Here is a 23,858-nt window from a genome sequence, read left to right on the forward strand (position 1 = left end):
CAGCGTGCCATTATAAGATAATGATAAATATAAATTTTCTATATCAGTTTTACCGATTATGCCTACCTGGAAAACCACTTAGTCATTTTGGTTATTAATTATGTCGAAGCCGTATTTAATCGTTAATATACGGGCCGGTAACCTACCACTCTTCCTGCTACTTTACCGTCCGGACTCTGAATACTGGAATTCTTAACGCGATGACGACTCAGGCACCCCCAGGTTCTCTGCTCCCGCTTAACCCGGAGCAACTTGCGCGCTTACAGGCGGCAACGACTGATTTTTCTCCCACCCAGCTGGCGTGGATCTCTGGCTACTTCTGGGGAATGATCAATCAGACGCCCGGCAGCGTCGCGGCCAGTGCGCCAACGGCGGCGGAGATCCCGGCGATTACGCTGATCTCCGCTTCGCAAACCGGCAACGCGCGCCGCGTCGCCGAGCAGCTGCGCGACGATCTGCAGGCGGCGAAGCTGAACGTCAAGCTGGTTAACGCCGGCGATTACAAATTCAAGCAGATCGGTCAGGAGAAGCTGCTGGTGGTGGTGACCTCCACGCAGGGTGAAGGCGATCCGCCGGAAGAGGCGGTGGCGCTGCATAAATTCCTGATGTCGAAAAAAGCGCCTGCGCTTAATGGCGCCGCCTTCGCGGTGCTGGGCCTCGGCGACACCTCTTACGAATTCTTTAGCAAAGCGGGCAAGGATTTCGACAGCCGTCTGGCGGAGCTGGGCGCAGAGCGCCTGCTGGATCGCGTCGACGCCGACGTCGATTTCGCCGAAGCGGCTGCCAGCTGGCGCCGCGCGCTGGTCGAGGTGCTGAAGCAGCGCGTGCCGAGCGAAACGCCGGCGCAGGCCGTGGCGACCGCGACCGGCAGCGTCAATGAAGTGCACAGCAGCCCCTACACCAAAGAGGCGCCGCTGTCCGCCAGCTTTGCCGTTAACCAAAAGATTACCGGCCGCCACTCCGATAAAGACGTGCGTCATATCGAAATCGACCTGGGCGACTCCGGCCTGCGCTACCAGCCAGGCGACGCGCTGGGCGTCTGGTATGAAAATGACCCGGCACTGGTTGCCGAGCTGCTGAGCCTGCTGTGGCTGAGAGGTGATGAGCCGGTGCAGATGGAGAGTGAAACCTTGCCGCTTAGCGAAGCGCTGCAAACGCGTTTTGAGCTGACGGTGAACACTGCCCAGATTGTCGAGCAGTACGCCGCGCTGTCGCGCAACGACGCGCTGCTGGCGCTGGTGGGCGATAAGGCGAAGCTGCAGCACTATGCGCAGACCTTCCCGATCGTCGATATGGTGCGTAACGCGCCGACCGAACTCAACGCCGAACAGCTGACGACGCTGCTGCGTCCGCTGACGCCGCGCCTCTACTCCATCGCCTCGTCGCAGGCGGAGAATGAAACTGAAGTCCATATTACCGTCGGCGCGGTACGCTTCGATATCGACGGCCGCGCACGCGCAGGCGGCGCCTCCAGCTATCTGGCCGACCGGCTGGAAGAGGATGCGGAAATTCGCGTCTTTATCGAGCATAACGATAATTTCCGTCTGCCCGCTAACCCGGATGCGCCGGTGATTATGATTGGCCCGGGCACCGGCATCGCGCCGTTCCGCGCCTTTATGCAGCAGCGCGATAACGATGGCGCAGGCGGCAAAAACTGGCTCTTCTTCGGCAACCCGCACTTCACAGAGGATTTTCTCTATCAGGTGGAATGGCAGCAGTATGTGAAGGATGGCCTGCTGACCCATATCGACCTCGCCTGGTCGCGCGACCAGGAGCAGAAAGTCTACGTGCAGGACAAAATCCGCGCCAAAGGGGCGGAAGTGTGGCGCTGGATCGAAGAGGGCGCACATATTTATGTCTGCGGCGACGCCAACCGTATGGCGAAGGATGTCGAGCAGGCACTGCTGGATGTGGTGGTCGAACACGGCGCAATGGATCGTGAAACGGCCGACGAATTTTTAAGCGAGCTGCGCATTGAGCGCCGCTATCAGCGAGACGTTTACTAATGAGCGAAAAACACCCCGGACCGCTGGTCGTTGAAGGCAAGCTGGTTGACGCCGAGCGTCTTAAAAAAGAGAGCAACTATTTACGCGGCACCATTCTGGAGGATCTGGATGATGGCCTGACCGGCGGCTTTAACGGCGATAACTTTCTGCTGATCCGCTTCCACGGCATGTACCAGCAGGACGATCGCGACATTCGCGCCGAGCGCGCCGAGCAGAAGCTGGAGCCGCGTCACGCCATGATGCTGCGCTGCCGACTGCCTGGCGGTATCATCACGCCGACGCAGTGGCTGGCGATCGACAAGTTCGCCACCGAAAAAACGCTGTACGGCAGCATTCGTCTGACTAACCGCCAGACCTTTCAGTTCCATGGCATTCTGAAGAAGAACGTCAAGCCTTCGCACCAGATGCTGCACGAAGTCGGGCTCGACGCGCTGGCGACCGCTAACGACGTCAACCGCAACGTACTCTGCACCTCAAACCCGGTCGAGTCGGAGCTGCATCAGGAAGCTTACGAGTGGGCGAAGAAGATCTCCGAGCATCTGCTGCCGCGCACCCGCGCCTACGCAGAAATCTGGTGGGATAAAGAGAAGGTTGCGACTACGGATGAGGAGCCGATCCTCGGCGAGACCTATCTGCCGCGTAAGTTTAAAACCACGGTGGTGATCCCGCCGCACAACGATGTCGATCTGCACGCCAACGACCTGAACTTTATCGCGGTGGCGGAGAAGGGCAGGCTGATCGGCTTTAACCTGCTGGTCGGCGGCGGCCTGTCGATCGAACACGGCAACAAAGCGACCTATGCGCGCACCGCCAGCGAGTTCGGCTTTCTGCCGCTGGAGAAAACGCTGGAGGTCGCGGCTGCGGTGGTGACTACCCAGCGCGACTGGGGCAACCGCACCGATCGCAAAAACGCCAAAACCAAATATACCCTGGAGCGCGTCGGCGTTGAGACCTTCAAAGCGGAAGTGGAGAAGCGCGCCGGGCTAACCTTCGAGCCGATTCGTCCTTACGAGTTTACCACCCGCGGCGACCGCATCGGCTGGATCAAGGGCATCGACAAGATGTGGCACCTGACGCTGTTTATCGAAAACGGCCGCCTGCTCGACTACCCGGACCGTCCGCTGAAAAGCGGCATCGCGGCGATTGCGCGCGTGCATCAGGGCGACTTCCGCCTGACGGCGAACCAGAACCTGATCGTGGCCGGCGTGCCGGAGAGCGAAAAGGCAAAAATCGAGGCGATTGCGCGTGAACACGGCCTGATGGAGAGCGTGACCGCGCAGCGCGAAAATTCGATGGCGTGCGTCTCGTTCCCGACCTGCCCGCTGGCGATGGCGGAAGCGGAGCGTTTTCTCCCCGCCTTTGTCACCAAAGTCGAAGAGATCATGCACAGCCACGGCGTGGGCGAAGAGCACATAGTGCTACGCGTCACCGGTTGTCCCAACGGCTGCGGCCGTGCCATGCTGGCGGAAATCGGGCTGGTGGGCAAAGCGCCGGGCCGTTACAACCTGCATATCGGCGGCAACCGCATCGGTACGCGTATTCCGCGTATGTATCGCGAGAACATCACCGAAAGCGAGATCCTCGCCAGCATCGACGAGCTGGTGGGCCGCTGGGCGCGCGAGCGCCACGGCGCTGAGGGCTTCGGCGACTTCGCGATCCGCGCAGGCATCGTCAAGCCGGTTGTCGATCCGGCACGAGATTTCTGGGATTCGGAGGCAGTATGAGTCAGTTCGACCTCGCAGCACTGGGTGAAATGAACAAAGTCGAGCGCACGCTGGCGCTGGCGTCCGTCAATGCGCAGCTGGAGAAAAGCTCGGCGGAGGCGCGCGTCAGCTGGACGCTGGAGAACCTGCCGGGCGCCTTTGTGCTCTCGTCGAGTTTCGGCATTCAGGCGGCGGTGTCGCTGCATCTGGTCACGCGGCAGATGCCCGATATTCCGGTGATCCTCACCGATACCGGCTATCTCTTCCCGGAAACCTACCGTTTTATCGATCGGCTGACGGATCAGCTGGGCCTGAATCTGCAGGTGTTTCGCGCCGAAACCTCGGCGGCCTGGCAGGAGGCGCGCTACGGCAAGCTGTGGGAGCAGGGGGTGGAAGGCATTGAGCAGTACAACCAGATCAACAAGGTTGAGCCGATGAACCGTGCGCTGCAGACGCTGGGCGCGCAGACCTGGTTCGCCGGGCTGCGGCGCGATCAGTCGGGCAGCCGGGCGAATCTGCCGGTGCTTGGCGTGCAGCGCGGCGTGTTCAAGGTGCTGCCGATTATCGACTGGGACAACCGTCAGATTCATCACTATCTGCAGCAGCACAATCTTCAATACCATCCGCTGTGGGACGAAGGCTATTTGTCGGTGGGCGATACCCACACCACGCGCAAATGGGAGCCCGGCATGGCAGAAGAGGAGACGCGCTTCTTCGGCCTCAAGCGCGAGTGCGGCCTGCACGAAGGCTAAATTTCCAGGCGCGCGGCGATATAACCGCGCGCCTGCTGACTACATCCCTACCAGAGCGGCAAACTCCTCTGTCGCACGCGTGACGTTCAGCCTGGTCACCTCATAATTCGCCACCGCGACAAAGGGATCCTCCGCCAGAATCGTATCCAGCCGCGCGCGATCGATATCTTTGACCAGCACGATACCGCCGGTGCGCGGATCCTTGCGTCCAGCCGCGATAAAGACGCCAGCAGCGAAATAGCGATTCAGCCACTGGATATGCGGTTCCAGCAGTGTTTCCACCTCTTCGACCGGCCGAAAATAGCTTAACGAAACGATATACATCATTATCCTCACACTTTGGGATTGGTCAGCTCGCCCAGCAGCGGCAGCAGCACCTTCACGCTGTCGCGCGTGCGCAGGGAAATACGGCCCGGCAGCCAGCGATCGAGATAGCTGAGGTTATCACGATCAATCTGATGGCGTGTGGTGCCGTCGGGGAAATGCGTCGAGCGGCGGCGCTGCTGCGCGCCATCTTTGTCACCCAGCGCCCAGTTGCTCGCCGTCACGTCCAGCAGCGGAAAGCCCGCCTTATCGAAGGCGTTAGCGGCGTTATAGTCGCGCGCGGTCATCTGATGGCTGGCGGCGGGGATGCCGAGCTGCTGCGCGAGGCGCAGCGCGCGTTCGCTGGTCTGCTTGCGCACCGCGCGCGGCGTATTGCTGCCGCTGTTGAAATAGAGATGGTCGCCGGCGATCAGGCTGTTGAGATCGACCACCAGCAGCGTGTTCTTTTTCTCTTTCTCGCTCATGCGCGCCACGTAGTCCTGCATGCCGCCCAGCGCGGTTTCGCCTGCGCTCAGCGCCACAAAGCGCACGCCGTAATGCAGCGGCCGATGGCTCAGCTGCTGCGCCAGCTCCAGCATCACGCCCAGCCCTGACGCGTTATCGTCGACGCCCTGCAGACGCAGGCCACCAAGGTTATGCTCCGCGTCGCTGCTGCTGAGCGGCGTCCAGGTGTCGAGATGCGCCACAATCAGGATCTCCTGCGGGGCGCTGCCGGCGCGCGCGGCGATTACCGAGGTCGCGGTCACTTTATGCCAGCGCAGATCGCCGTTGGCTTCGCGCCAGCGGTAGCCGGTATTGAACTGACGGGTATTACTCTGAAAACCGAGCGCGGTGAACTGCTGCTGCAGGTAGTCGGCGGCCATCATTTCGGCTGGGCTGCCGCTCATGCGGCCGGGGAAGTAAGTGGCGATATGGCGAAGCTGCTGCTCGGCAAATTTCCCCGGCGCGACGCTGGCGGCCTGGGCGTGCAGAGCGAAACCGCAATTCAACAGCGCAGCCAGCGCGGTCAGGCGGAGAAGGGCAAACATGGGGTGTTCCTTGTGGGTCATCCTGTGACGAAAAGCCAAAATTTTTTGGCTATCCAGTATGAAACTGTGATCGCCATTAGACAATTTGATTCGCTCTGAAAGCCTTGCCAGATCATCCGTTAAGCACATTTTGTTATGAGCTTCCCTGGCGCGTTATTCCATTCGGTAACTACTCATTCCAATTCGTAATTTCATCTGCCAGAAGGGCGCAACGTATAGTCGCGTTAAATTACGGTTACAACGCCAGGGTTATCGTGGACTATTTGCCTCTTTTCGCCGATCTCAAAGGTCGTCCGGTGCTGGTCGTAGGCGGCGGCGACGTCGCGGCGCGCAAAATTGAACTGCTGCGTCGCGCCTCTGCGCAGGTGCGCGTGGTGTCGCGCGAGCTCTGCCCTGAACTTCAGGCGCTGCATCAGGAACAGCAGATCGAATGGCTGGCGACGGCGTTCGAGCCGGCGCAGCTCGACGCGGTTTTTCTCGCCATCGCCGCGACCGACGATAACCTGCTCAACCGCCAGGTTTACGACGAGGCCAACGCCCGTCACCGGCTGGTTAACGTAGTGGACGACCAGCCAAAGTGCAGCTTTATCTTTCCCTCTATCGTAGACCGCTCTCCGCTGGTGGTCGCTATCTCCTCCAGCGGCACCGCGCCGGTGCTGGCGCGTATGCTGCGTGAAAAGCTCGAAGCGCTGCTGCCCGCCAGCCTGGGACAGATGGCAGAGGTCGCGGGCGGGTTTCGCGACCGCGTAAAGCAGCGTTTTAGCCGCATGTCCGATCGCCGACGCTTCTGGGAGCGCGCCTTTAACGGTCTGTTCGCCAGCCAGATGTCGGCGGGCAACGTGGACGAAGCGACGCGTACTTTACAGCGCGAGCTGCAGGAAGAGCCGAACCGCGAAGGGGAAATCATTCTGGTCGGTGCCGGACCCGGCGACAGCGGGCTGCTGACGCTGCGCGGCCTGCAGGTGATGCAGCTGGCGGACGTGGTGCTCTACGACCATCTGGTCAGCGACGAGGTGCTGGATCTGGTGCGCCGCGACGCGGATCGCATCTGCGTCGGCAAACGCGCCGGTGCGCACTCGGTGCCGCAGGAAGAGACCAATCGCCTGCTGGTGGAGCTGGCGCGCAAAGGCAAGCGCGTGGTGCGCCTGAAAGGGGGCGATCCCTTTATCTTCGGTCGCGGCGGCGAAGAGCTGCAGGCGGCGCAGGAGGCGGGGATACCGTTCCAGGTGGTGCCCGGCGTGACGGCGGCGGCAGGCGCGACCGCCTATGCCGGTATTCCGCTGACGCACCGCGATCACGCGCAGAGCGTGCTGTTTATCACTGGTCACTGTCGCGCCGACGGCGACGACATCGACTGGCCGTCGCTGGCGCGCGCGCGTCAGACGCTGGCGATCTATATGGGTACGGTAAAGGCTGCGGTGATTAGCCAAGGGCTGATACATCACGGCCGCGACCCCGCGACGCCGGTGGCGGTGATTGGCCGCGGCACGCGGCAGGATCAGCAGGTGCTGACCGGCACGCTGGAGCACCTTGAGACGCTGGCTGCCGCCGCGCCGACGCCAGCGCTGCTGGTGATCGGGGAAGTGGTGAAGCTGCACGAGCAGCTGGCGTGGTTTCAACATTCTGCACAGCAGGCGACCCGCGAGTCCGCCGTTGTCACACTGGCTTGAGGAAAAATCATGGACCAAAAAAGACTCACTCATCTGCGTCAGTTAGAGGCGGAAAGCATTCATATCATCCGCGAGGTCGCAGCGGAGTTCGGCAATCCGGTAATGATGTACTCCATCGGCAAAGATTCGTCGGTGATGCTGCATCTGGCGCGTAAAGCCTTCTATCCAGGCACGCTGCCGTTTCCGCTGCTGCATGTCGATACCGGCTGGAAATTCCGCGAGATGTACGCGTTTCGCGATCGCACCGTAAAAGAGATGGGCGCCGAGCTGCTGGTTCACCGCAATCCGGAAGGCGTGGCGATGGGCATCAACCCCTTCGTGCACGGCAGCGCTAAGCACACCGATATTATGAAAACCGAAGGGCTGAAGCAGGCGCTGAACAAATATGGCTTTGACGCCGCGTTCGGCGGCGCGCGTCGCGACGAAGAGAAGTCGCGCGCCAAAGAGCGTATCTACTCTTTCCGCGACCGTTTCCACCGCTGGGATCCAAAGAACCAGCGCCCGGAGCTGTGGCATAACTACAACGGTCAGATCAACAAGGGCGAAAGCATTCGCGTCTTCCCGCTGTCGAACTGGACCGAACTCGATATCTGGCAGTACATCTTCCTTGAAAACATTGAAATCGTGCCGCTCTACCTCGCCGCGCCGCGTCCGGTGCTGGAGCGCGACGGCATGCTGATGATGGTGGATGACGACCGTATCGATTTGCAGCCTGGCGAAGTGATCAAGCAGCGTATGGTGCGCTTCCGCACCCTTGGCTGCTGGCCGCTTACCGGCGCGGTGGAATCTGAGGCGCAGACGCTGCCGGAAATTATCGAAGAGATGCTGGTCTCTACCACCAGCGAACGTCAGGGCCGCGTGATTGACCGCGATCAGTCCGGTTCGATGGAACTGAAAAAACGTCAGGGTTATTTCTAAGGAGACGCAGATGAATACCGTTATTGCACAACAGATTGCCGATCAGGGCGGCGTGGAAGCCTGGCTGACCGCGCAACAGCATAAAAGTCTGCTGCGTTTTCTCACCTGCGGCAGCGTCGACGACGGCAAAAGCACGCTGATTGGCCGCCTGCTGCACGATACGCGCCAGATTTATGAAGACCAGCTCTCCTCGCTGCACAACGACAGCAAACGTCACGGCACCCAGGGTGAGAAGCTCGACCTGGCGCTGCTGGTGGACGGGCTGCAGGCGGAGCGCGAGCAGGGCATCACCATCGACGTGGCCTACCGCTACTTCTCCACCGAGAAGCGTAAATTTATTATCGCCGACACGCCGGGACACGAGCAGTACACCCGCAACATGGCGACCGGCGCCTCGACCTGCGACCTGGCGATTCTGCTGATCGACGCGCGTAAAGGCGTGCTGGATCAGACCCGTCGCCACAGCTTTATCTCGACGCTGCTGGGCATTAAGCACCTGGTGGTAGCAATCAACAAAATGGACCTGGTGGAGTATCGCCAGGAGACCTTTGAACAGATCAAACAGGATTACCTCGACTTCGCGGCGCAGCTGCCGGAGGACCTGGATATCCGCTTTGTGCCGATGTCGGCGCTGGAGGGCGACAACGTCGCCACGCCGAGCCAGACCATGCCGTGGTACAGCGGTCCGACGCTGCTTGACGTGCTGGAAACCGTTGAGGTGAAGCGCGTGGTAGATCAGCAGCCGATGCGCTTCCCGGTGCAGTACGTTAACCGTCCGAACCTGGATTTCCGCGGCTATGCGGGTACGCTCGCCTCCGGCGCGGTACGTGTCGGCCAGCGCGTGAAGGTGCTGCCGTCGGGCGTAGAGTCCACCGTTGCGCGCATCGTTACCTTTGACGGCGATCTGCAGGAAGCGGGCGCGGGCGAAGCCATTACTCTGGTGCTGAACGACGAGATCGATATCAGCCGCGGCGATCTGCTGGTTGACAGCGACGCCGAGCTGGAGGCGGTGCAGTCCGCCACCGTTGACGTGGTATGGATGGCGGAGCAGCCGCTGCAGCCTGGCCAGAGCTACGATATTAAAATTGCCGGCAAGAAGGCGCGCGGCCGCGTGGAGAAGGTGATTCATCAGGTCGAGATCAACACGCTGGAGAAACGCGCCGCGGAGACGCTGCCGCTGAACGGCATCGGCCTGGTGGAAATGACCTTCGACGAACCGATGGTGCTGGATAAATACCAGCAGAACCCGGTGACGGGCGGCATGATCTTTATCGATCGCCTGAGCAACGTCACCGTGGGCGCCGGGATGATTCATGAGCCGCTGATCGGCGCGGCGCGGCAGGCGGGTCAGTTCAGCGCGTTCGAGCTGGAGCTGAACGCGCTGATCCGCCGCCACTTCCCGCACTGGAACGCGCGCGATCTGCTGGGCGGTGAGTAATGGCGCAGCACGATGAAAACGTGGTGTGGCACGATCATCCGGTGACGCGCGAGGCGCGCGAGCGGCAGCACGGCCATCAGGGCGCGGTGCTGTGGTTTACCGGCCTCTCCGGCTCCGGCAAATCGACGGTGGCTGGCGCGCTGGAGCAGGCGCTGCATGCGCTCGGCGTCAGTACCTATCTGCTTGACGGCGATAACGTGCGTCACGGCCTCTGCCGCGATCTGGGCTTCAGCGACGCGGATCGCAAAGAGAACATCCGCCGCGTCGGCGAAGTGGCGAAGCTGATGGTGGATGCGGGGCTGGTGGTGCTCACCGCCTTTATCTCGCCGCACCGCGCGGAGCGTCAGATGGTGCGCGATATGCTGCCAGAAGGGCGCTTTATCGAGGTCTTCGTCGATACGCCGCTGGCGGTGTGCGAAGCGCGCGATCCCAAAGGGTTATATAAGAAAGCGCGCGCGGGCGAGCTGCGTAATTTTACCGGCATCGACAGCCTCTACGAGGCGCCGGAGCAGCCGGAAATACGCTTAGCGGGCGAACAATTGGTTACAAAACTGACCGGCCAATTGTTAGACCTGCTGCGTCACCGCGATATCATCGAATCCTGAACAGACAAGCGGCAAATCGAGGCTGATTTGCCGCCTTCGCGTCAACAGGATCTCTATGCAGAACGTTACTCCTATGCTGGCCCGCAAAGATGACACCTCTCCGGACGAGCCGCGCTCGTCGCTGCCGGGCGGCATCATCGGCTTTCTCTCTTACTGGTGCGCGCTGGCGATCCCTTTCCTGTTGTACGGTTCCAACACGCTTTTCTTCTTCCTCTATACCTGGCCTTTTTTCCTGGCGCTGCTGCCAGCGTCAGTGCTGATCGGCATCATTTTCAGTATGGCATTGCGCGGCAGGCTGCTCTGGACGACGCCCGCTACGGCGATAGTCGTTGTCTGCCTTTTCTGGCTGCTCTTCTCTTTTTTATCCGGCTGGTAATGCTTCCCGATGTAGAAACGCGTCGGCAGGTTACAAAACTTTACCTGTCTGCTTTCCTGCCATCCTAATCAGAATTTGTGCAGACAGCCGGTAAAGCGGGCCATTTTCACCGCTGGAGTGGAGTCCTGCAGCAAGTTATGGGATGATTGAGCCGTTTTTCAGGGGGCGGGGATGGGAAAACTGACGTTACTGCTACTGGTGCTGCTCGGCTGGCTGCAATATTCGCTGTGGCTGGGCAAAAACGGTATTCACGACTACACGCGCGTCAATGATGACGTCGCGGTGCAACAGGCGAACAACGCCAAACTTAAAGCGCGTAACGATCAGCTGTTTGCCGAAATTGACGATCTCAATGGCGGCTCGGAAGCGATCGAGGAGCGCGCACGCAACGAGCTGGGCATGATAAAGCCCGGTGAGACCTTCTATCGTCTGGTGCCGGATCAGAACAAACGCAACGCGCAGGCTGCGCAAAACCAACAACGATAACTCATGAACATGCACTCTCTCCCTGCGGAGGTGATCGCCGTGGTGCCCGCTGCCGGTATCGGCAGCCGCATGCAGGCGACCTGTCCTAAGCAGTATCTGACCATCGGTCAGCAGACGCTTCTGGAACACAGCATCGCACGTCTGTTTTCCCATCCCGCTATCAAACAGGTCATCGTCGCGCTTAGCCCGGATGACGCGCAGTTCGCCTCGCTGCCGCTGGCGCGGGACCCGCGCGTGCTCAGCGTAACGGGCGGCGAAACGCGCGCGGAGTCGGTGCTGGCGGGGCTGCAAGCCGCGCAGGGCGCAGGCTGGGTGCTGGTGCACGACGCGGCGCGTCCTTGCCTGCATCCTGACGATCTCGCGCGTCTGCTGCAGGTGCGAGAAACCAGCCGCGTTGGCGGCATTCTGGCGGCGCCGGTGCGTGACACCATGAAACGCGGCGAGCCGGGCGTTGCCGCCGTGGCGCATACCGTCGAGCGTGAAGATCTCTGGCACGCGCTGACGCCGCAGTTTTTTCCTCACCCGCTGCTGACCGCCTGCCTGACGCGCGCGCTGGCGGAAGGTGCGACCATTACCGACGAAGCCTCGGCGCTCGAATATTGCGGCTATCATCCCCTGCTGGTCAGCGGACGCAGTGATAACATCAAAGTCACCCGGCCGGAAGATCTGGCGCTGGCGGCATTTTACTTAACCCAGATTCAGTTAAAGGAGAGCGCATGATGCGTATCGGTCACGGTTTTGACGTTCACGCTTTTGGCGGAGAAGGTCCGCTGGTGATTGGCGGCGTGCGGATCCCGTTTGAACAGGGTTTTCTTGCCCATTCCGACGGCGACGTGGCGCTGCATGCGCTGACCGACGCGCTGCTTGGCGCGGTGGCGATGGGCGATATCGGCAAGCTGTTTCCCGATACCGATCCCGCCTATAAGGGCGCGGACAGCCGCGGCCTGCTGCGCGAGGCCTGGCGACGCATCGCGGAAAAGGGCTATCGCATCGGCAATGTCGACGTCACCATCATCGCTCAGGCGCCAAAAATGCTGCCCCATGTGCCGCAGATGCGCGTCAATATCGCTGAAGATCTGGGCTGCCATATGGATCAGGTCAATGTCAAAGCCACCACCACCGAGAAGCTGGGCTTTACCGGCCGCGGCGAAGGCATCGCCTGCGAAGCGGTCGCGCTGCTGCTGAAGGCGGATGCGTCATGACGCTGGAGAGCCAGGCTTTTCTGCACGGCAAGCCAACCGCGTGCGGCACAATCAAAGCGAGCCCGGAAGATTTTGTGGTGGTGGAGGATCTCGGCTACGGCGCCGACGGCGAGGGGGAGCATCTGCTGGTGCGCATCCGTAAAACCGGCGCAAATACGCGTTTTGTGGCGGAGGCGCTGGCGAAGTTCCTCGGCGTGCATCAGCGCGATATGAGCTATGCAGGAATGAAAGACCGCCATGCGGTGACCGAGCAGACACTCTGTTTCCGCATTCCGGGCAATGCGATGCCCGACCTGAGCGGTTTTTCGCTGGAAGGGGTCGAGATTCTCGAAGCGACGCGCCACAAGCGCAAGTTGCGTATCGGCGCGCTGGCGGGTAACGCTTTTCGTCTCGTGGTGCGCCAGATCAGCGACCGCGACGCGGTGGAATCGCGCCTGGCGCTGATCCGCGACGCCGGTGCCCCCAACTACTTCGGCACGCAGCGCTTTGGCCGCGGCGGCCATAACCTGACCATGGCGCAGCAGTGGGCGCGTGGCGAAATCAGCCTGCGCGACCGCAACAAGCGCAGCCTGATCCTTTCGGCGGCACGCAGCGCGCTGTTTAATCAGGTCACCAGCGCGCGCCTGCAGCAGCAAGGGTCGCTAACGCAGGTCCTGGAGGGTGATGCGCTGCAGCTTACCGGCCGCGGCAGCTGGTTTGTCGCACAGGCGGCGGAGCTGAGCGAGCTGCAAACCCGCGTCGACCACCATGAGCTGCGCATTACCGCGCCGCTGCCGGGACGCGGCGAACCGGGTCCGCAGGCGGAGGCGCTCGCCTTTGAGCAGCAATCTCTGGCGGGCGCAGCAGAATTGGTTACACTGCTTGAGCGAGAGCGAGTGGATGCGGCGCGGCGCGCGATGCTGGTGGTGCCGCGCGATCTGCGCTGGAACTGGTGGGACGACGTCACGCTGGAGATGCAGTTCTGGCTGCCGGCAGGCAGTTTCGCAACCAGCGTGATTCGGGAACTTCTGCAACAGGAAGGTGACGATGCGGATATTGCTGAGTAATGACGACGGAATTCATGCGCCGGGCATTCAGACGCTGGCAAAGGCGCTGCGCCATATCGCTGAGGTGCAGGTGGTCGCACCCGACCGCAACCGCAGCGGCGCCTCTAACTCCCTGACGCTGGAGACGCCGCTGCGCACCTTTACCCATGAAAACGGCGACATCGCCGTGCAGATGGGGACGCCGACCGACTGCGTTTATCTCGGCGTCAACGCGCTGATGCAGCCGCGCCCGGATATTGTGGTTTCCGGCATCAACGCTGGCCCCAATCTGGGCGACGACGTTATCTACTCAGGCACCGTGGCGGCGGCGATGGAAGGGCGTCATCTCGGCCTGCCCGCGCTGGCGGTATCGCTCAACGGGCATCAGCATTACGATACGGCAGCGGCGGTCACCTGCGCGCTGCTGCAGGCGCTGACGCGCGAACCGCTGCGCACCGGGCGTATTCTCAACATCAACGTGCCGGATCTGCCGCTGGAAGAGATTAAAGGCATCCGCGTGACGCGCTGCGGCAGCCGTCACCCCGCCGATCAGGTTATCGCGCAGCAGGATCCGCGCGGCAACACGCTCTACTGGATTGGACCTCCGGGTGAAAAGTTCGATGCTGGCCCGGATACCGATTTCGCCGCCGTGGATCAGGGCTACGTCTCCGTGACCGCGCTGCATGTCGACCTCACCGCGCACGGCGCGCAGGATGTGCTGATTGACTGGCTGGAGAAGTCGGAGGTCAGTCTCGTATGGTGAACCGGCGTATCGAAGCGTTGCTGGCGCAGCTGCGCCAGCAGGGCATCCACGATGAGCTCCTGTTACGGGCCATCGCGGAGGTGCCGCGCGAACGTTTTATCGACGAAGCCTTCGAGCATAAAGCCTGGGACAATGTGGCGCTGCCCATCGGTTCCGGGCAGACAATTTCGCAGCCCTATATGGTGGCGCGCATGACCGCGCTGCTGGAGCTGCATCCCCATTCGCGCGTGCTGGAGATCGGCACCGGTTCCGGCTATCAGACCGCTATTCTGGCGCACCTCGTGGACCACGTTTACTCCGTCGAACGCATCAAGGGGCTTCAGTGGCAGGCAAAACGCCGCCTCAAACAGCTCGACCTGCATAACGTTTCGACGCGCCACGGCGACGGCTGGCAGGGCTGGCCCGCGCGCGGTCCTTTCGACGCCATCATTGTCACCGCCGCGCCGCCCGAAATTCCGACTGCGCTGATTGCGCAGCTCGACGAGGGCGGCATTATGGTGCTGCCGGTGGGGGAGGATCAGCAGGTGCTGAAGCGTCTGCGCCGCCAGGGTGGCGACATTGTGGAGGAAACTATTGAGCCGGTGCGGTTCGTTCCGCTGGTTCAGGGTGATTTGGCCTGAGATTTTCCCTACGTATTTCTTCACAACTGTTTCATAGCACCATCCTTTTGATCTTGTTACTATCCATTTTCATGCGTTATACGCAGGCTTTAATACGCCTCACAGAGCTTTGTGCTGGTGCGTTAGCAAGAAGCGTTATTCAGGTTTGCCATCACGGGGGAACAATGAGCACGGGAAGCCCAATATTTCAGTTACGCCGCCTTGCGGCGCTTTCTCTGGTTGGATTTTGGCTGGCAGGCTGTAGTTCAGGCGACAACACACAAGCACCCATTAGCCAGGTTGGAGATAATGGCAGCAGCGGCGGCATGCTTAGCGCGTCAGGCGGCGTTCCGTCGACGCCACGTCAGGGAGGTATGATTAGCAATACTGTACTTTCCGCACCCAGCAGCGGTGCAATGATTAGCGGCAATGATAATGTGCAGACGCAAAACGGTCGCATCGTATACAATCGCAGTTATCAGAATATTCCGAAAGGTAGTTACGCTGGCGATACATATACCGTTAAACGTGGCGACACGCTGTTCTATATCGCCTGGATTACCGGCAACGATTTCCGCGATCTGGCGCAGCGTAACAACGTGCAGGCCCCGTACAGCCTGAATGTCGGCCAGACGCTGCAGGTTGGCAACGGCTCCGGCCAGCCGATCACGGGCGGCAATGCGATCACTGCCGCCGACGCAACGCAGGGCGGCGTCCCGACCGCGCCGCAAATTAAACCCGCGCCTGTTGCACAGCAACCAGTTATTACGTATTCTGATGATTCGGGTAACTCGTCTGGCAGCAAATTGTTGCCGTCGAGAGGGACAAATGTTGCAACGACAACAGCTCCCCCCGTGGTTGCCGCACCGCCCACGGTTAGCAGTACAACGAACAGTTCGACGCCGGTTGGAAGCTGGCGTTGGCCGACCGATGGGAAGATCATCGATAACTTCTCCGCCTCTGAAGGGGGGAACAAAGGAATCGATATCGCTGGTTCGCGTGGACAACCTGTCGTCGCTACCGCATCAGGAAGAGTAGTGTACGCAGGCAACGCGCTCCGGGGTTATGGCAACCTGATCATCATCAAGCACAATGATGATTATCTCAGTGCCTACGCCCACAACGATACAATGCTGGTCCGGGAACAACAGGAAGTTAAGGCGGGGCAAAAGATCGCTACCATGGGTAGCACCGGAACCAGTTCAGTTAGATTACATTTTGAAATTCGTTACAAGGGGAAATCCGTAAACCCGTTGCGTTATTTGCCGCAGCGATAAACCGGCAGAACCCTGCTGTTCTGCCCTGGGATCACGGGTAGGAGCCGCTTATGAGCCAGAATACGCTGAAAGTAAACGAGTTACATGAAGATGCGGAATTCGAGGAGAACGGAGCTGAGGTTTTTGATGAGAAGGCTCTTGTTGAAAACGAACCCAGTGATAACGACGTAGCGGAAGAAGAGTTGTTGTCACAGGGTGCGACGCAGCGCGTTTTGGATGCGACGCAGCTCTATCTCGGGGAGATTGGCTATTCTCCGTTGTTAACGGCAGAGGAAGAAGTGTTCTTCGATCGCCGTGCATTACGAGGCGATATTCCTTCTCGTCGCCGCATGATTGAAAGTAACTTACGACTGGTGGTGAAGATTGCCCGCCGCTACAGCAATCGCGGTCTTGCGCTGCTTGACCTGATTGAAGAGGGCAATCTCGGATTAATCCGTGCCGTTGAGAAGTTTGACCCAGAACGTGGGTTCCGTTTCTCAACCTATGCTACCTGGTGGATTCGTCAGACGATTGAACGGGCGATTATGAATCAAACCCGTACCATCCGCCTGCCGATTCACATTGTTAAAGAGCTGAACGTTTATCTGCGCACCGCGCGTGAACTCTCCCACAAGCTCGATCATGAGCCGAGTGCGGAAGAGATTGCGGAGCAGCTGGATAAGCCCGTTGACGACGTCAGCCGTATGCTGCGTCTTAACGAACGCATCACCTCGGTTGATACGCCGTTAGGCGGAGACTCCGAAAAAGCGCTGCTGGACATTCTGGCCGATGAAAAAGACAACGGTCCGGAAGACACCACGCAGGATGACGATATGAAGCAGAGTATCGTTAAGTGGCTGTTCGAACTGAACGCCAAGCAGCGCGAAGTGCTGGCGCGTCGTTTCGGCCTGTTAGGCTATGAAGCGGCAACGCTTGAGGATGTGGGCCGCGAAATCGGTCTGACCCGCGAGCGCGTACGCCAGATTCAGGTTGAAGGCCTGCGTCGTCTGCGTGAAATCCTGCAGGCACAGGGTCTGAACATTGAAGCACTGTTTCGTGAGTAACTGACAAGTTGTAAGTACAAAAAAGCGGTGGCCGTGGGCCTCCGCTTTTTTTTTGCTGCGGCAGTGGCGGCAGGGCCGTAAAGGCCTGCCGCCAGGGATCGCTACACCAGCGACTTCAGTCGGTAAATCCACTCCAGCGCCTGACGCGGCGTCAGGGTATCAGGATCCAGCGCTTCAAGCGCTTCGACGGCTGGCGAACTCTCTTCCACCAGCAGGGGCAGCTGCGATCCGTCGATGGTTGAAGAGGCAGAATGATTCGATAGCGTCTCCAGCTCCTTGAGCTTATTGCGGGCGCGCTTGATCACCTCTTTCGGCACCCCCGCCAGCGCCGCAACGGCCAGACCGTAGCTTTTGCTGGCGGCCCCTTCCTGCACGCTGTGCATAAAGGCGATGGTGTCACCGTGTTCGACCGCGTCCAGATGGACGTTGAACACGCCCTCCATTTTTTCCGGCAGCGTAGTCAGCTCGAAATAGTGGGTGGCGAACAGCGTCATCGCCTTGATGCGGTTCGCCAGGCTCTCTGCGCAGGCCCAGGCTAGCGACAGGCCGTCATAGGTCGAGGTGCCGCGCCCGATTTCATCCATCAGCACCAGGCTGTTTTCGGTGGCGTTGTGTAAGATATTGGCGGTTTCCGTCATCTCCACCATAAAGGTCGAACGGCCTGAGGCAAGATCGTCTGCCGCGCCGATACGGGTAAAGATACGATCCAGCGAGCCGGTCACCGCCTCTTCCGCCGGCACAAAGCTGCCAATCCAGGTCATCAGGGCGATCAGCGCCGCCTGACGCATGTAGGTGCTTTTACCGCCCATATTGGGGCCGGTGATAATCAGCATACGGCGCTGCGGCGTTAGCGACAGCGGGTTGGCGATAAAGGGCTCTTTCAGCACCTGCTCAACCACCGGATGGCGGCCACCGGTAATTTTAATGCCGGGTTTTTCCTGTAGCGTCGGGCGGCAGTAGTTCAGCGTCCAGGCGCGTTCCGCCAGGTTGCTCAGCACGTCCAGCTCGGCGAGCGCGGCGGCGCTGAGCTGCAGCGCTTCCAGATGCGGCAGCAGCTGGTCAAACAGCGACTCGTAGAGGCTTTTCTCCAGCGCCAGCGCCTTGCCCTTCGAGGTCAGCACCTTATCCTCGTACTCTTTCAGTTCCGGGATGATATAGCGCTCGGCGTTTTTCAACGTCTGGCGGCGTACGTAGTGGATCGGCACATGGTCGCTCTGGCCGCGGCTGACCTGAATGTAGTAGCCATGGATCGCGTTGTAGCCAACCTTGAGCGTATCGAGGCCAAGCTTTTCGCGCTCGCGGATCTCCAGTCTGTCCAGATAGTCGGTGGCGCCATCCGCCAGCGCGCGCCATTCATCCAGCTCCGCGTTGTAGCCCGGTGCGATAACGCCACCGTCGCGGATCAGCACCGGCGGCGCTTCGATAATCGCCGCCTCAAGCAGCCCGCGCAGCTCGGTGAACTCGCCCATCTGCGCGCGCAGACGGATCAGCGCCGTCGATTCGACGCTGGCCAGCAGGGCGTTCAGCTCCGGCAGCTGCTGAAAAGCGTGACGCATGCGGGCTAAATCGCGCGGACGGGCGGTACGCAGCGCCAGACGCGCCAGAATACGCTCCAGATCGCCCACCTGGCGCAGCACCGGCTGCAGGGTGTCGCTCAGCGGCTGAAGCTCGGCGATGGCGTCCTGGCGCTGACCGATCGTCTGCGCGTCGCGCAGCGGCATATGCAGCCAGCGCTTGAGCATGCGGCTGCCCATCGGCGTCACGGTGCGGTCCAGCACCGCCGCCAGCGTGTTCTCCGTGCCGCCAGCAAGGTTCTGCGTAATTTCCAGATTGCGGCGTGTCGCCGCGTCCATAATGATGCTGTCCTGCTGCCGCTCCATGCTGAGCGAGCGGATATGCGGCAGGCTGGTGCGCTGCGTATCCTTAACGTACTGCAGCAGGCAGCCTGCGGCACGCAGTGCCTGATGCGCCTGCTCGACGCCAAATCCATTCAGATCGCGGGTGCCGAACTGCATATTTAACTGCTGACGCGCGGTCGCGATCTCAAACTCCCACAGCGGACGACGGCGCAGGCCGCGACGCTGGTCAATCAGCGACATCGCCTGCAGATCTTCTGGATAGAGCAGTTCGGCGGGATTGGTGCGCTGCAGTTCGGCCGCCATGGTTTCGGCGTCCGCCGGTTCGCTCAGGCGAAAACGGCCGGAGCTGATATCGAGCGTGGCGTAGCCGAACCCCTGGGGGCTCTGCACGATGGCGGCCAGCAGGTTGTCGTGGCGCTCCTGCAGCAGCGCTTCGTCGCTGATGGTACCCGGAGTGACGATGCGTACCACCTTGCGTTCAACCGGCCCTTTGCTCAGCGCCGGATCGCCGATTTGCTCGCAAATTGCCACTGACTCGCCCAGCTGCACCAGCTTAGCCAGATAGCTCTCTACCGCATGGTAGGGCACGCCCGCCATCGGGATCGGTTCGCCCGCCGAAGCGCCGCGTTTGGTTAGCGAGATCTCCAGCAGCTGCGAGGCGCGTTTCGCGTCGTCATAGAAGAGCTCGTAAAAGTCGCCCATGCGGTAAAACAGCAGAATGTCAGGATGTTCAGCCTTGAGACGCAGATACTGCTGCATCATGGGCGTATGAGCGGTGATGTCCTTATCGACTGATTTGTTCATAAATAATGTGCTCTTAAATCATTCGGTTATTGGGCAAGCCTTGCATCGGACTGCACGATCTGGCGTATGTAACGGGATCAATCCATTCGAAAAACAGAGAGGATGCCCGGAAAATGCGGTCATGGCTGTGAGATAAGCGGCGTCTGAAAGCCATTATGAAAAGTTGCCTGCTGAACATCAAGGCTGCCGCTTTTTCACCGCCAGGATAAAGGCGCTCTGGACCGGGCGGATAAGGCGAGCGCCACCCGCGTCGGGCGAAAACCTGGGTTAATGCGCATGACGTTATCAGGCTGCGCGCTAAAAGCCTAACGGAACCCTGTCTGATGGCGAACCCGTGCGAGACGCTGCGCAAAAAGCGCTTAGCCGTAGCAGGACACCAGCCGATCCAGCAGCAGCGCTTCGCCCGCCAGCGCCAGACAGGGGCCGAAAGGCAAGGGAAGATGCAGCGGACGCTGCATCCACAGGCGCGCCAGCAGCGCGGCGCTTAAACCGGCGTAGGAGGCGATCAGCAGCAGCAGGGGGAGCGACTGCCAGCCCAGCCAGGCGCCGAGTGCCGCCAGCAGCAGGGTGTCGCCGCCGCCCAGCGCCTCCCGATGGCGGAACAAGCGCCAGGTCCAGGCCAGCAGCCGGAACAGCAGATAGCCGCTGGCGGCGCCAAGGATCGCCTCTACCGGACTGCTACGCGGCAGAACGCCCCAGGCGTGAAACAGCAGCCCGAGCCAGAGCAGGGGCAGGGTCAGCGCATCGGGCAGCAGCTGGACGCGCAGGTCGATCAGCGATAACGTCAGCAAAAAGCCGCTTACCACCAGCGCCGCCAGCAGCACACCGTTCCACGGCAGTTGCCAGGCAAGCAGCAGGCTTATCGCCAGCGCGGCAAGCTCGATCGCCGGGTAACGCCATGAAATGGGGTGGCAGCAGTAGCGGCAGCGGCCGCGCAGCCGCAGCCAGCCAAGCAGGGGAAGGCAGTCACCTGCGCGTATCGGTGTTTTGCAGCGCGGACAGTGCGATCGAGGCAGCAGCAGTGAGAATCCCGGCTGCGGCTGCAGCACCATCAGCGGCAGGCGATAGATCACCACGTTTAGAAAGCTGCCGACGCAGAGTGCGGCGGCGGCCAGCAGCAGCCAGCATAAAAGGTCATAGCTCATCAGTTTCGGTTCCTCTTCCTTGATGCGCCGGCTTTGAGTAACCGGCTTAACCGCCAGGGTCTGAACGCACTCTATCCTTATCGCTATCGGCGTACAGCCTGACCTGCGGTTTTCCGTGAGGCTTGCGTCTCGTGCCGCAGGATGAGGCTGAAATAGCGCAGTGGTTTGCCGCGCTTCCTGCGCCGGTTCACAGCTATGCGCTGGCGCTATTTTTGCGTTTCGCCCTGTCTATTCTGCGAGTGAATGTTTACCATAATTCGTTACCTTCACTGCATGCTTATGGATATCAAATGCGTTTTAAGATCATCTTGCTTCCGCTTGTTGCCTTACTTGCCGCCTGCAGCAGTAAACCTGAATCCGCGCCGCAGGCTGCTACCCTGGCGGCGCCGAAAGGGGGCTTTCTGCTGGAACAGTCCCACGCCGTTCAGCCTGTGCTCGGCGACTTTGCCGGTAATCCGGCCGCCGAAAAGTTCATCGACCAGATGGTGGAGAAGCACGGTTTTGACCGCCAGCAGCTGCACGCGGTTATCGGCCAGGCGAAACGGCTGGACTATGTGCTGCGCCTGATGGATCGTCAGGCGCCCGCCTATACGCCTCCCGCCGGGCCTAACGGCGCCTGGATCCGCTATCGCAAACAGTTCATTACGCCGGACAACGTGCAGAACGGCGTCGCCTTCTGGAACCAGTATCAGGACGCCTTAACGCGCGCCCAGCAGGTCTACGGCGTGCCGCCGGAGATTATCGTCGGCATTATCGGCGTTGAGACGCGCTGGGGGCGCGTTATGGGGAAAACGCGCATTCTCGACGCGCTCGCCACGCTGTCGTTTAACTATCCGCGCCGCGCCAGCTACTTCAGTAGCGAGCTGGAAACCTTCCTGCTGATGGCGCGCAACGAAGAGGACGATCCGCTGGATCTCAAGGGATCGTTCGCCGGCGCGATGGGCTACGGTCAGTTTATGCCCTCTTCCTACCAGCAGTATGCGGTAGATTTCAACGGCGACGGCCACGTCAATCTGTGGGATCCGGTCGACGCTATCGGCAGCGTCGCCCACTACTTCAAAGAGCACGGCTGGCGCAGCGGAGAGGGCGTTGCCGTTCCCGCCAGCGGCCAGGCACCGCTGCTGGAGAATGGCTTCAAAACCAGCTATACACCGCAGATGCTGGCGGCATCCGGCCTCTCTCCGCAGGGGTCGCTCGACGGCAATAACCAGGTCAGCCTGCTGCGACTGGATATGGGTACCAGCTATCAATACTGGTACGGGTTGCCTAACTTCTACGTCATTACCCGCTATAACCACAGCACCCACTACGCGATGGCGGTATGGCAGCTGGGTGAGGCGGTTAGCAAAGCGCGCAGCGGCGCGATGTTCTGATAGTTGCCCTTACCAATAGTGCGGGTATATGATGGCGCCCCTCTGGCGTCATCATATCTGTTGTTTCAGGAGCTGTTATGCAATCACTTCCCGCATGTCCCCTTTGTCAGGCTGATTACAGCTGGCAGGATGGCGACAACCTCAACTGTCCCGCCTGCGGTCATATCTGGTCGCCGGGCGAAGGCGAAAGCACTGCGGATCGTCTTGTGGTGCGCGACGCCAACGGCAATCTGCTGGAGGATGGCGATACGGTGACCGTGATTAAAGATCTTAAAGTGAAGGGCAGCTCTTCCACGCTGAAGATCGGTACTCGCGTAAAAGGGATCCGTCTGGTTGAGGGCGATCATAACATCGACTGCAAGATCGACGGTTTCGGCCCGATGAAGCTGAAATCGGAGTTTGTGAAGCGCGGATAACGCAGGCGGGCGCATCGCGCCCGCCTCAGTGTCTTAGTCAAACAGCCGGTCGAGCGCCTCGCACTGCTCAGCGCTCAGCGCACCTTCATCGTTGCGCGACTGGCTGGTCATCGAATCGAACCGGCGCGATACCGCAGTTTTGATGGTGGTGACAAAATCCTCTCCAATGGCGTAAATCGCCATCATTTTGCCGATGCGCTGCTGAATAAGCGTCAGCGCTGCCAGATCCTGATCGCGCCACGCCTGCATCGCTGCGGCGAACAATTCCGGCACAATGTTATTCAGACCTGAAATCACGCCTGCGCCGCCTGCCAGCAGATTCGGCACCAGATATTCGTCATAGCCGGAGAGCACGGCGAAATCGTCGCGTACCTTTTTCGTCTCTTCAATCAGCGCGCGATTGTGCGACAGGCAGTCGACCGTATCTTTTATGCCAATAAAATTAGGCAGCTCGGCCGCCAGCTCGCTGATCAGCGTCGGCGTCAAATCGCAGCCGGTGCGCGCCGGGAAATTATAGGCGAACCATTTGCCACCAATCTGCTTATCCAGCGCACGAAAGTAGCTGAGCAGCTGACGCGGCGTCTGGCCGTAGTAGTAGGGCGGCAGCACCATCACCGCGTCGAAGTCGTTTTTCCAGGCGGCCTCGGCCAGCGCCAGCATATCCGGCACGCAGGTGCTGGAGATATTGGCGACCATGCTGAGCGGCGAGAGCTGCCGCGCCTCGCGAATCAACAACAGTCGCTCCTGCTGCGTCAGCGAGGCAAATTCGCCAATGCTGCCCATCAGCAGTAAGGTATTAATGCCTGACGCGTTTAGCCGGTTAAAGTGGCGACCCAGCGCGTCAATATCGGGCTCTCCTCGTAGCGTAAAAGGCGTAACGGAAGGGCACCACACGCCGGAAAAAGCGGATTGCGAGATCATAAACGCTCCTGAAGGTGAAAAAATGAAACACTGTTTTAACCTAATGCGCGGCGTGACGCTCTGCCAGCGCAGCGCAAAGAATTGGGCAGCGCATCGCATTTTTCCGCTTCACAGCGCGTTCAGAC

23 protein-coding genes are annotated in these 23,858 nt (G+C 60.4%); 18 read left to right on the top strand and 5 right to left on the bottom strand.

Going from position 1 to position 23,858, the window contains the following annotated elements; all coding sequences use genetic code 11:
* The first annotated feature begins 200 nt into the window (after window positions 1–200).
* Genes cysJ through Q9R34_RS07415 form a run of 3 tightly spaced genes read left to right on the top strand, consistent with a single transcriptional unit; the run spans window position 201 to window position 4,461 of the window.
* Window positions 201–2,006: an NADPH-dependent assimilatory sulfite reductase flavoprotein subunit gene (cysJ, locus tag Q9R34_RS07405; RefSeq protein WP_485892978.1), complete on the top strand. Its 1,806-nt coding sequence runs from the start codon at window positions 201–203 to the stop codon at window positions 2,004–2,006.
* Window positions 2,006–3,730 carry an assimilatory sulfite reductase (NADPH) hemoprotein subunit gene (gene cysI, locus Q9R34_RS07410; protein ID WP_485892979.1) on the top strand — a complete coding sequence of 575 codons (1,725 nt, stop codon included), beginning with the start codon at window positions 2,006–2,008 and terminating at the stop codon, window positions 3,728–3,730. Before cysJ ends, cysI begins: the two co-directional genes overlap by 1 nt.
* The gene (locus Q9R34_RS07415; RefSeq protein WP_434125874.1) at window positions 3,727–4,461 is read left to right on the top strand and encodes a phosphoadenylyl-sulfate reductase; all 735 of its coding nucleotides are present in this window, start codon (window positions 3,727–3,729) and stop codon (window positions 4,459–4,461) included. Before cysI ends, Q9R34_RS07415 begins: the two co-directional genes overlap by 4 nt.
* 39 nt (window positions 4,462–4,500) lie before the next feature.
* On the opposite strand, the gene Q9R34_RS07420 is transcribed toward Q9R34_RS07415, so the two are convergent.
* The gene (locus Q9R34_RS07420) at window positions 4,501–4,785 is read right to left on the bottom strand and encodes a YciI family protein (RefSeq protein ID WP_485892999.1); all 285 of its coding nucleotides are present in this window, start codon (window positions 4,783–4,785) and stop codon (window positions 4,501–4,503) included.
* An 8-nt stretch (window positions 4,786–4,793) separates the two neighbouring features.
* Window positions 4,794–5,813: an aminopeptidase gene (locus tag Q9R34_RS07425; RefSeq protein ID WP_485892980.1), complete on the bottom strand. Its 1,020-nt coding sequence runs from the start codon at window positions 5,811–5,813 to the stop codon at window positions 4,794–4,796.
* 254 nt (window positions 5,814–6,067) lie between these two features.
* Between Q9R34_RS07425 and cysG the strand changes: the two genes are divergently transcribed.
* The 13 genes from cysG to rpoS all read left to right on the top strand — a co-directional run bounded on the left by cysG (window position 6,068) and on the right by rpoS (window position 17,215).
* Entirely contained in the window at window positions 6,068–7,483 is a 1,416-nt protein-coding gene (cysG, locus tag Q9R34_RS07430) for a siroheme synthase CysG (RefSeq protein ID WP_485892981.1), read from the top strand.
* A 9-nt stretch (window positions 7,484–7,492) separates the two neighbouring features.
* Window positions 7,493–8,401 (top strand): sulfate adenylyltransferase subunit CysD, encoded by a 909-nt coding sequence (gene cysD, locus Q9R34_RS07435; protein ID WP_033752098.1) that lies wholly within the window; start codon window positions 7,493–7,495, stop codon window positions 8,399–8,401.
* A 10-nt stretch (window positions 8,402–8,411) separates the two neighbouring features.
* Window positions 8,412–9,839: a sulfate adenylyltransferase subunit CysN gene (gene cysN, locus Q9R34_RS07440; protein ID WP_485892982.1), complete on the top strand. Its 1,428-nt coding sequence runs from the start codon at window positions 8,412–8,414 to the stop codon at window positions 9,837–9,839.
* The gene (gene cysC / locus Q9R34_RS07445) at window positions 9,839–10,444 is read left to right on the top strand and encodes an adenylyl-sulfate kinase (RefSeq protein ID WP_434125880.1); all 606 of its coding nucleotides are present in this window, start codon (window positions 9,839–9,841) and stop codon (window positions 10,442–10,444) included. Before cysN ends, cysC begins: the two co-directional genes overlap by 1 nt.
* A gap of 55 nt (window positions 10,445–10,499) precedes the next feature.
* Entirely contained in the window at window positions 10,500–10,820 is a 321-nt protein-coding gene (locus tag Q9R34_RS07450; protein ID WP_434125881.1) for a DUF3561 family protein, read from the top strand.
* A 171-nt stretch (window positions 10,821–10,991) separates the two neighbouring features.
* Window positions 10,992–11,306 carry a cell division protein FtsB gene (ftsB, locus tag Q9R34_RS07455; RefSeq protein ID WP_033752087.1) on the top strand — a complete coding sequence of 105 codons (315 nt, stop codon included), beginning with the start codon at window positions 10,992–10,994 and terminating at the stop codon, window positions 11,304–11,306.
* Window positions 11,307–11,309: 3 nt separating this feature from the next.
* The gene (ispD, locus tag Q9R34_RS07460) at window positions 11,310–12,026 is read left to right on the top strand and encodes a 2-C-methyl-D-erythritol 4-phosphate cytidylyltransferase (RefSeq protein WP_434125883.1); all 717 of its coding nucleotides are present in this window, start codon (window positions 11,310–11,312) and stop codon (window positions 12,024–12,026) included.
* Window positions 12,026–12,508: a 2-C-methyl-D-erythritol 2,4-cyclodiphosphate synthase gene (gene ispF / locus Q9R34_RS07465; RefSeq protein ID WP_434125911.1), complete on the top strand. Its 483-nt coding sequence runs from the start codon at window positions 12,026–12,028 to the stop codon at window positions 12,506–12,508. Before ispD ends, ispF begins: the two co-directional genes overlap by 1 nt.
* The gene (gene truD / locus Q9R34_RS07470; protein ID WP_485892983.1) at window positions 12,505–13,554 is read left to right on the top strand and encodes a tRNA pseudouridine(13) synthase TruD; all 1,050 of its coding nucleotides are present in this window, start codon (window positions 12,505–12,507) and stop codon (window positions 13,552–13,554) included. Before ispF ends, truD begins: the two co-directional genes overlap by 4 nt.
* Window positions 13,535–14,296: a 5'/3'-nucleotidase SurE gene (gene surE, locus Q9R34_RS07475; RefSeq protein ID WP_096073726.1), complete on the top strand. Its 762-nt coding sequence runs from the start codon at window positions 13,535–13,537 to the stop codon at window positions 14,294–14,296. Before truD ends, surE begins: the two co-directional genes overlap by 20 nt.
* Window positions 14,290–14,916: a protein-L-isoaspartate(D-aspartate) O-methyltransferase gene (locus Q9R34_RS07480; RefSeq protein WP_485892984.1), complete on the top strand. Its 627-nt coding sequence runs from the start codon at window positions 14,290–14,292 to the stop codon at window positions 14,914–14,916. Before surE ends, Q9R34_RS07480 begins: the two co-directional genes overlap by 7 nt.
* Window positions 14,917–15,080: 164 nt before the next feature.
* Entirely contained in the window at window positions 15,081–16,172 is a 1,092-nt protein-coding gene (gene nlpD / locus Q9R34_RS07485) for a murein hydrolase activator NlpD (RefSeq protein WP_485892985.1), read from the top strand.
* A 50-nt stretch (window positions 16,173–16,222) separates the two neighbouring features.
* A complete protein-coding gene (rpoS, locus tag Q9R34_RS07490; RefSeq protein ID WP_485892986.1) occupies window positions 16,223–17,215 on the top strand; it encodes an RNA polymerase sigma factor RpoS in 993 nt (330 codons plus the stop codon).
* 101 nt (window positions 17,216–17,316) lie between these two features.
* Here rpoS and mutS read toward each other — a convergent pair whose 3' ends face one another.
* Both mutS and Q9R34_RS07500 read right to left on the bottom strand, forming a co-directional pair.
* Window positions 17,317–19,878, bottom strand: coding sequence for a DNA mismatch repair protein MutS (gene mutS / locus Q9R34_RS07495; protein WP_485892987.1), 2,562 nt, complete (start codon window positions 19,876–19,878; stop codon window positions 17,317–17,319).
* Window positions 19,879–20,237: 359 nt separating this feature from the next.
* Window positions 20,238–21,023, bottom strand: coding sequence for a prepilin peptidase (locus Q9R34_RS07500; protein WP_485892988.1), 786 nt, complete (start codon window positions 21,021–21,023; stop codon window positions 20,238–20,240).
* 290 nt (window positions 21,024–21,313) lie between these two features.
* On the opposite strand from Q9R34_RS07500, the gene mltB reads away from it, so the two are divergent.
* Together mltB and Q9R34_RS07510 are read left to right on the top strand one after the other, a co-directional pair.
* The gene (mltB, locus tag Q9R34_RS07505) at window positions 21,314–22,396 is read left to right on the top strand and encodes a lytic murein transglycosylase B (protein WP_434125892.1); all 1,083 of its coding nucleotides are present in this window, start codon (window positions 21,314–21,316) and stop codon (window positions 22,394–22,396) included.
* A 77-nt stretch (window positions 22,397–22,473) separates the two neighbouring features.
* Window positions 22,474–22,812: a zinc ribbon domain-containing protein YjdM gene (locus Q9R34_RS07510; protein ID WP_033752063.1), complete on the top strand. Its 339-nt coding sequence runs from the start codon at window positions 22,474–22,476 to the stop codon at window positions 22,810–22,812.
* A gap of 33 nt (window positions 22,813–22,845) precedes the next feature.
* On the opposite strand, the gene Q9R34_RS07515 is transcribed toward Q9R34_RS07510, so the two are convergent.
* Complete coding sequence (locus Q9R34_RS07515; RefSeq protein WP_485892989.1) at window positions 22,846–23,733, bottom strand: dihydrodipicolinate synthase family protein; 888 nt, start codon at window positions 23,731–23,733, stop codon at window positions 22,846–22,848.
* Between the last annotated feature and the right edge of the window lie 125 nt (window positions 23,734–23,858).

The sequence above is a fragment of the Enterobacter sp. BRE11 genome (assembly GCF_031844285.1).
Lineage (GTDB): Bacteria > Pseudomonadota > Gammaproteobacteria > Enterobacterales > Enterobacteriaceae > Pantoea.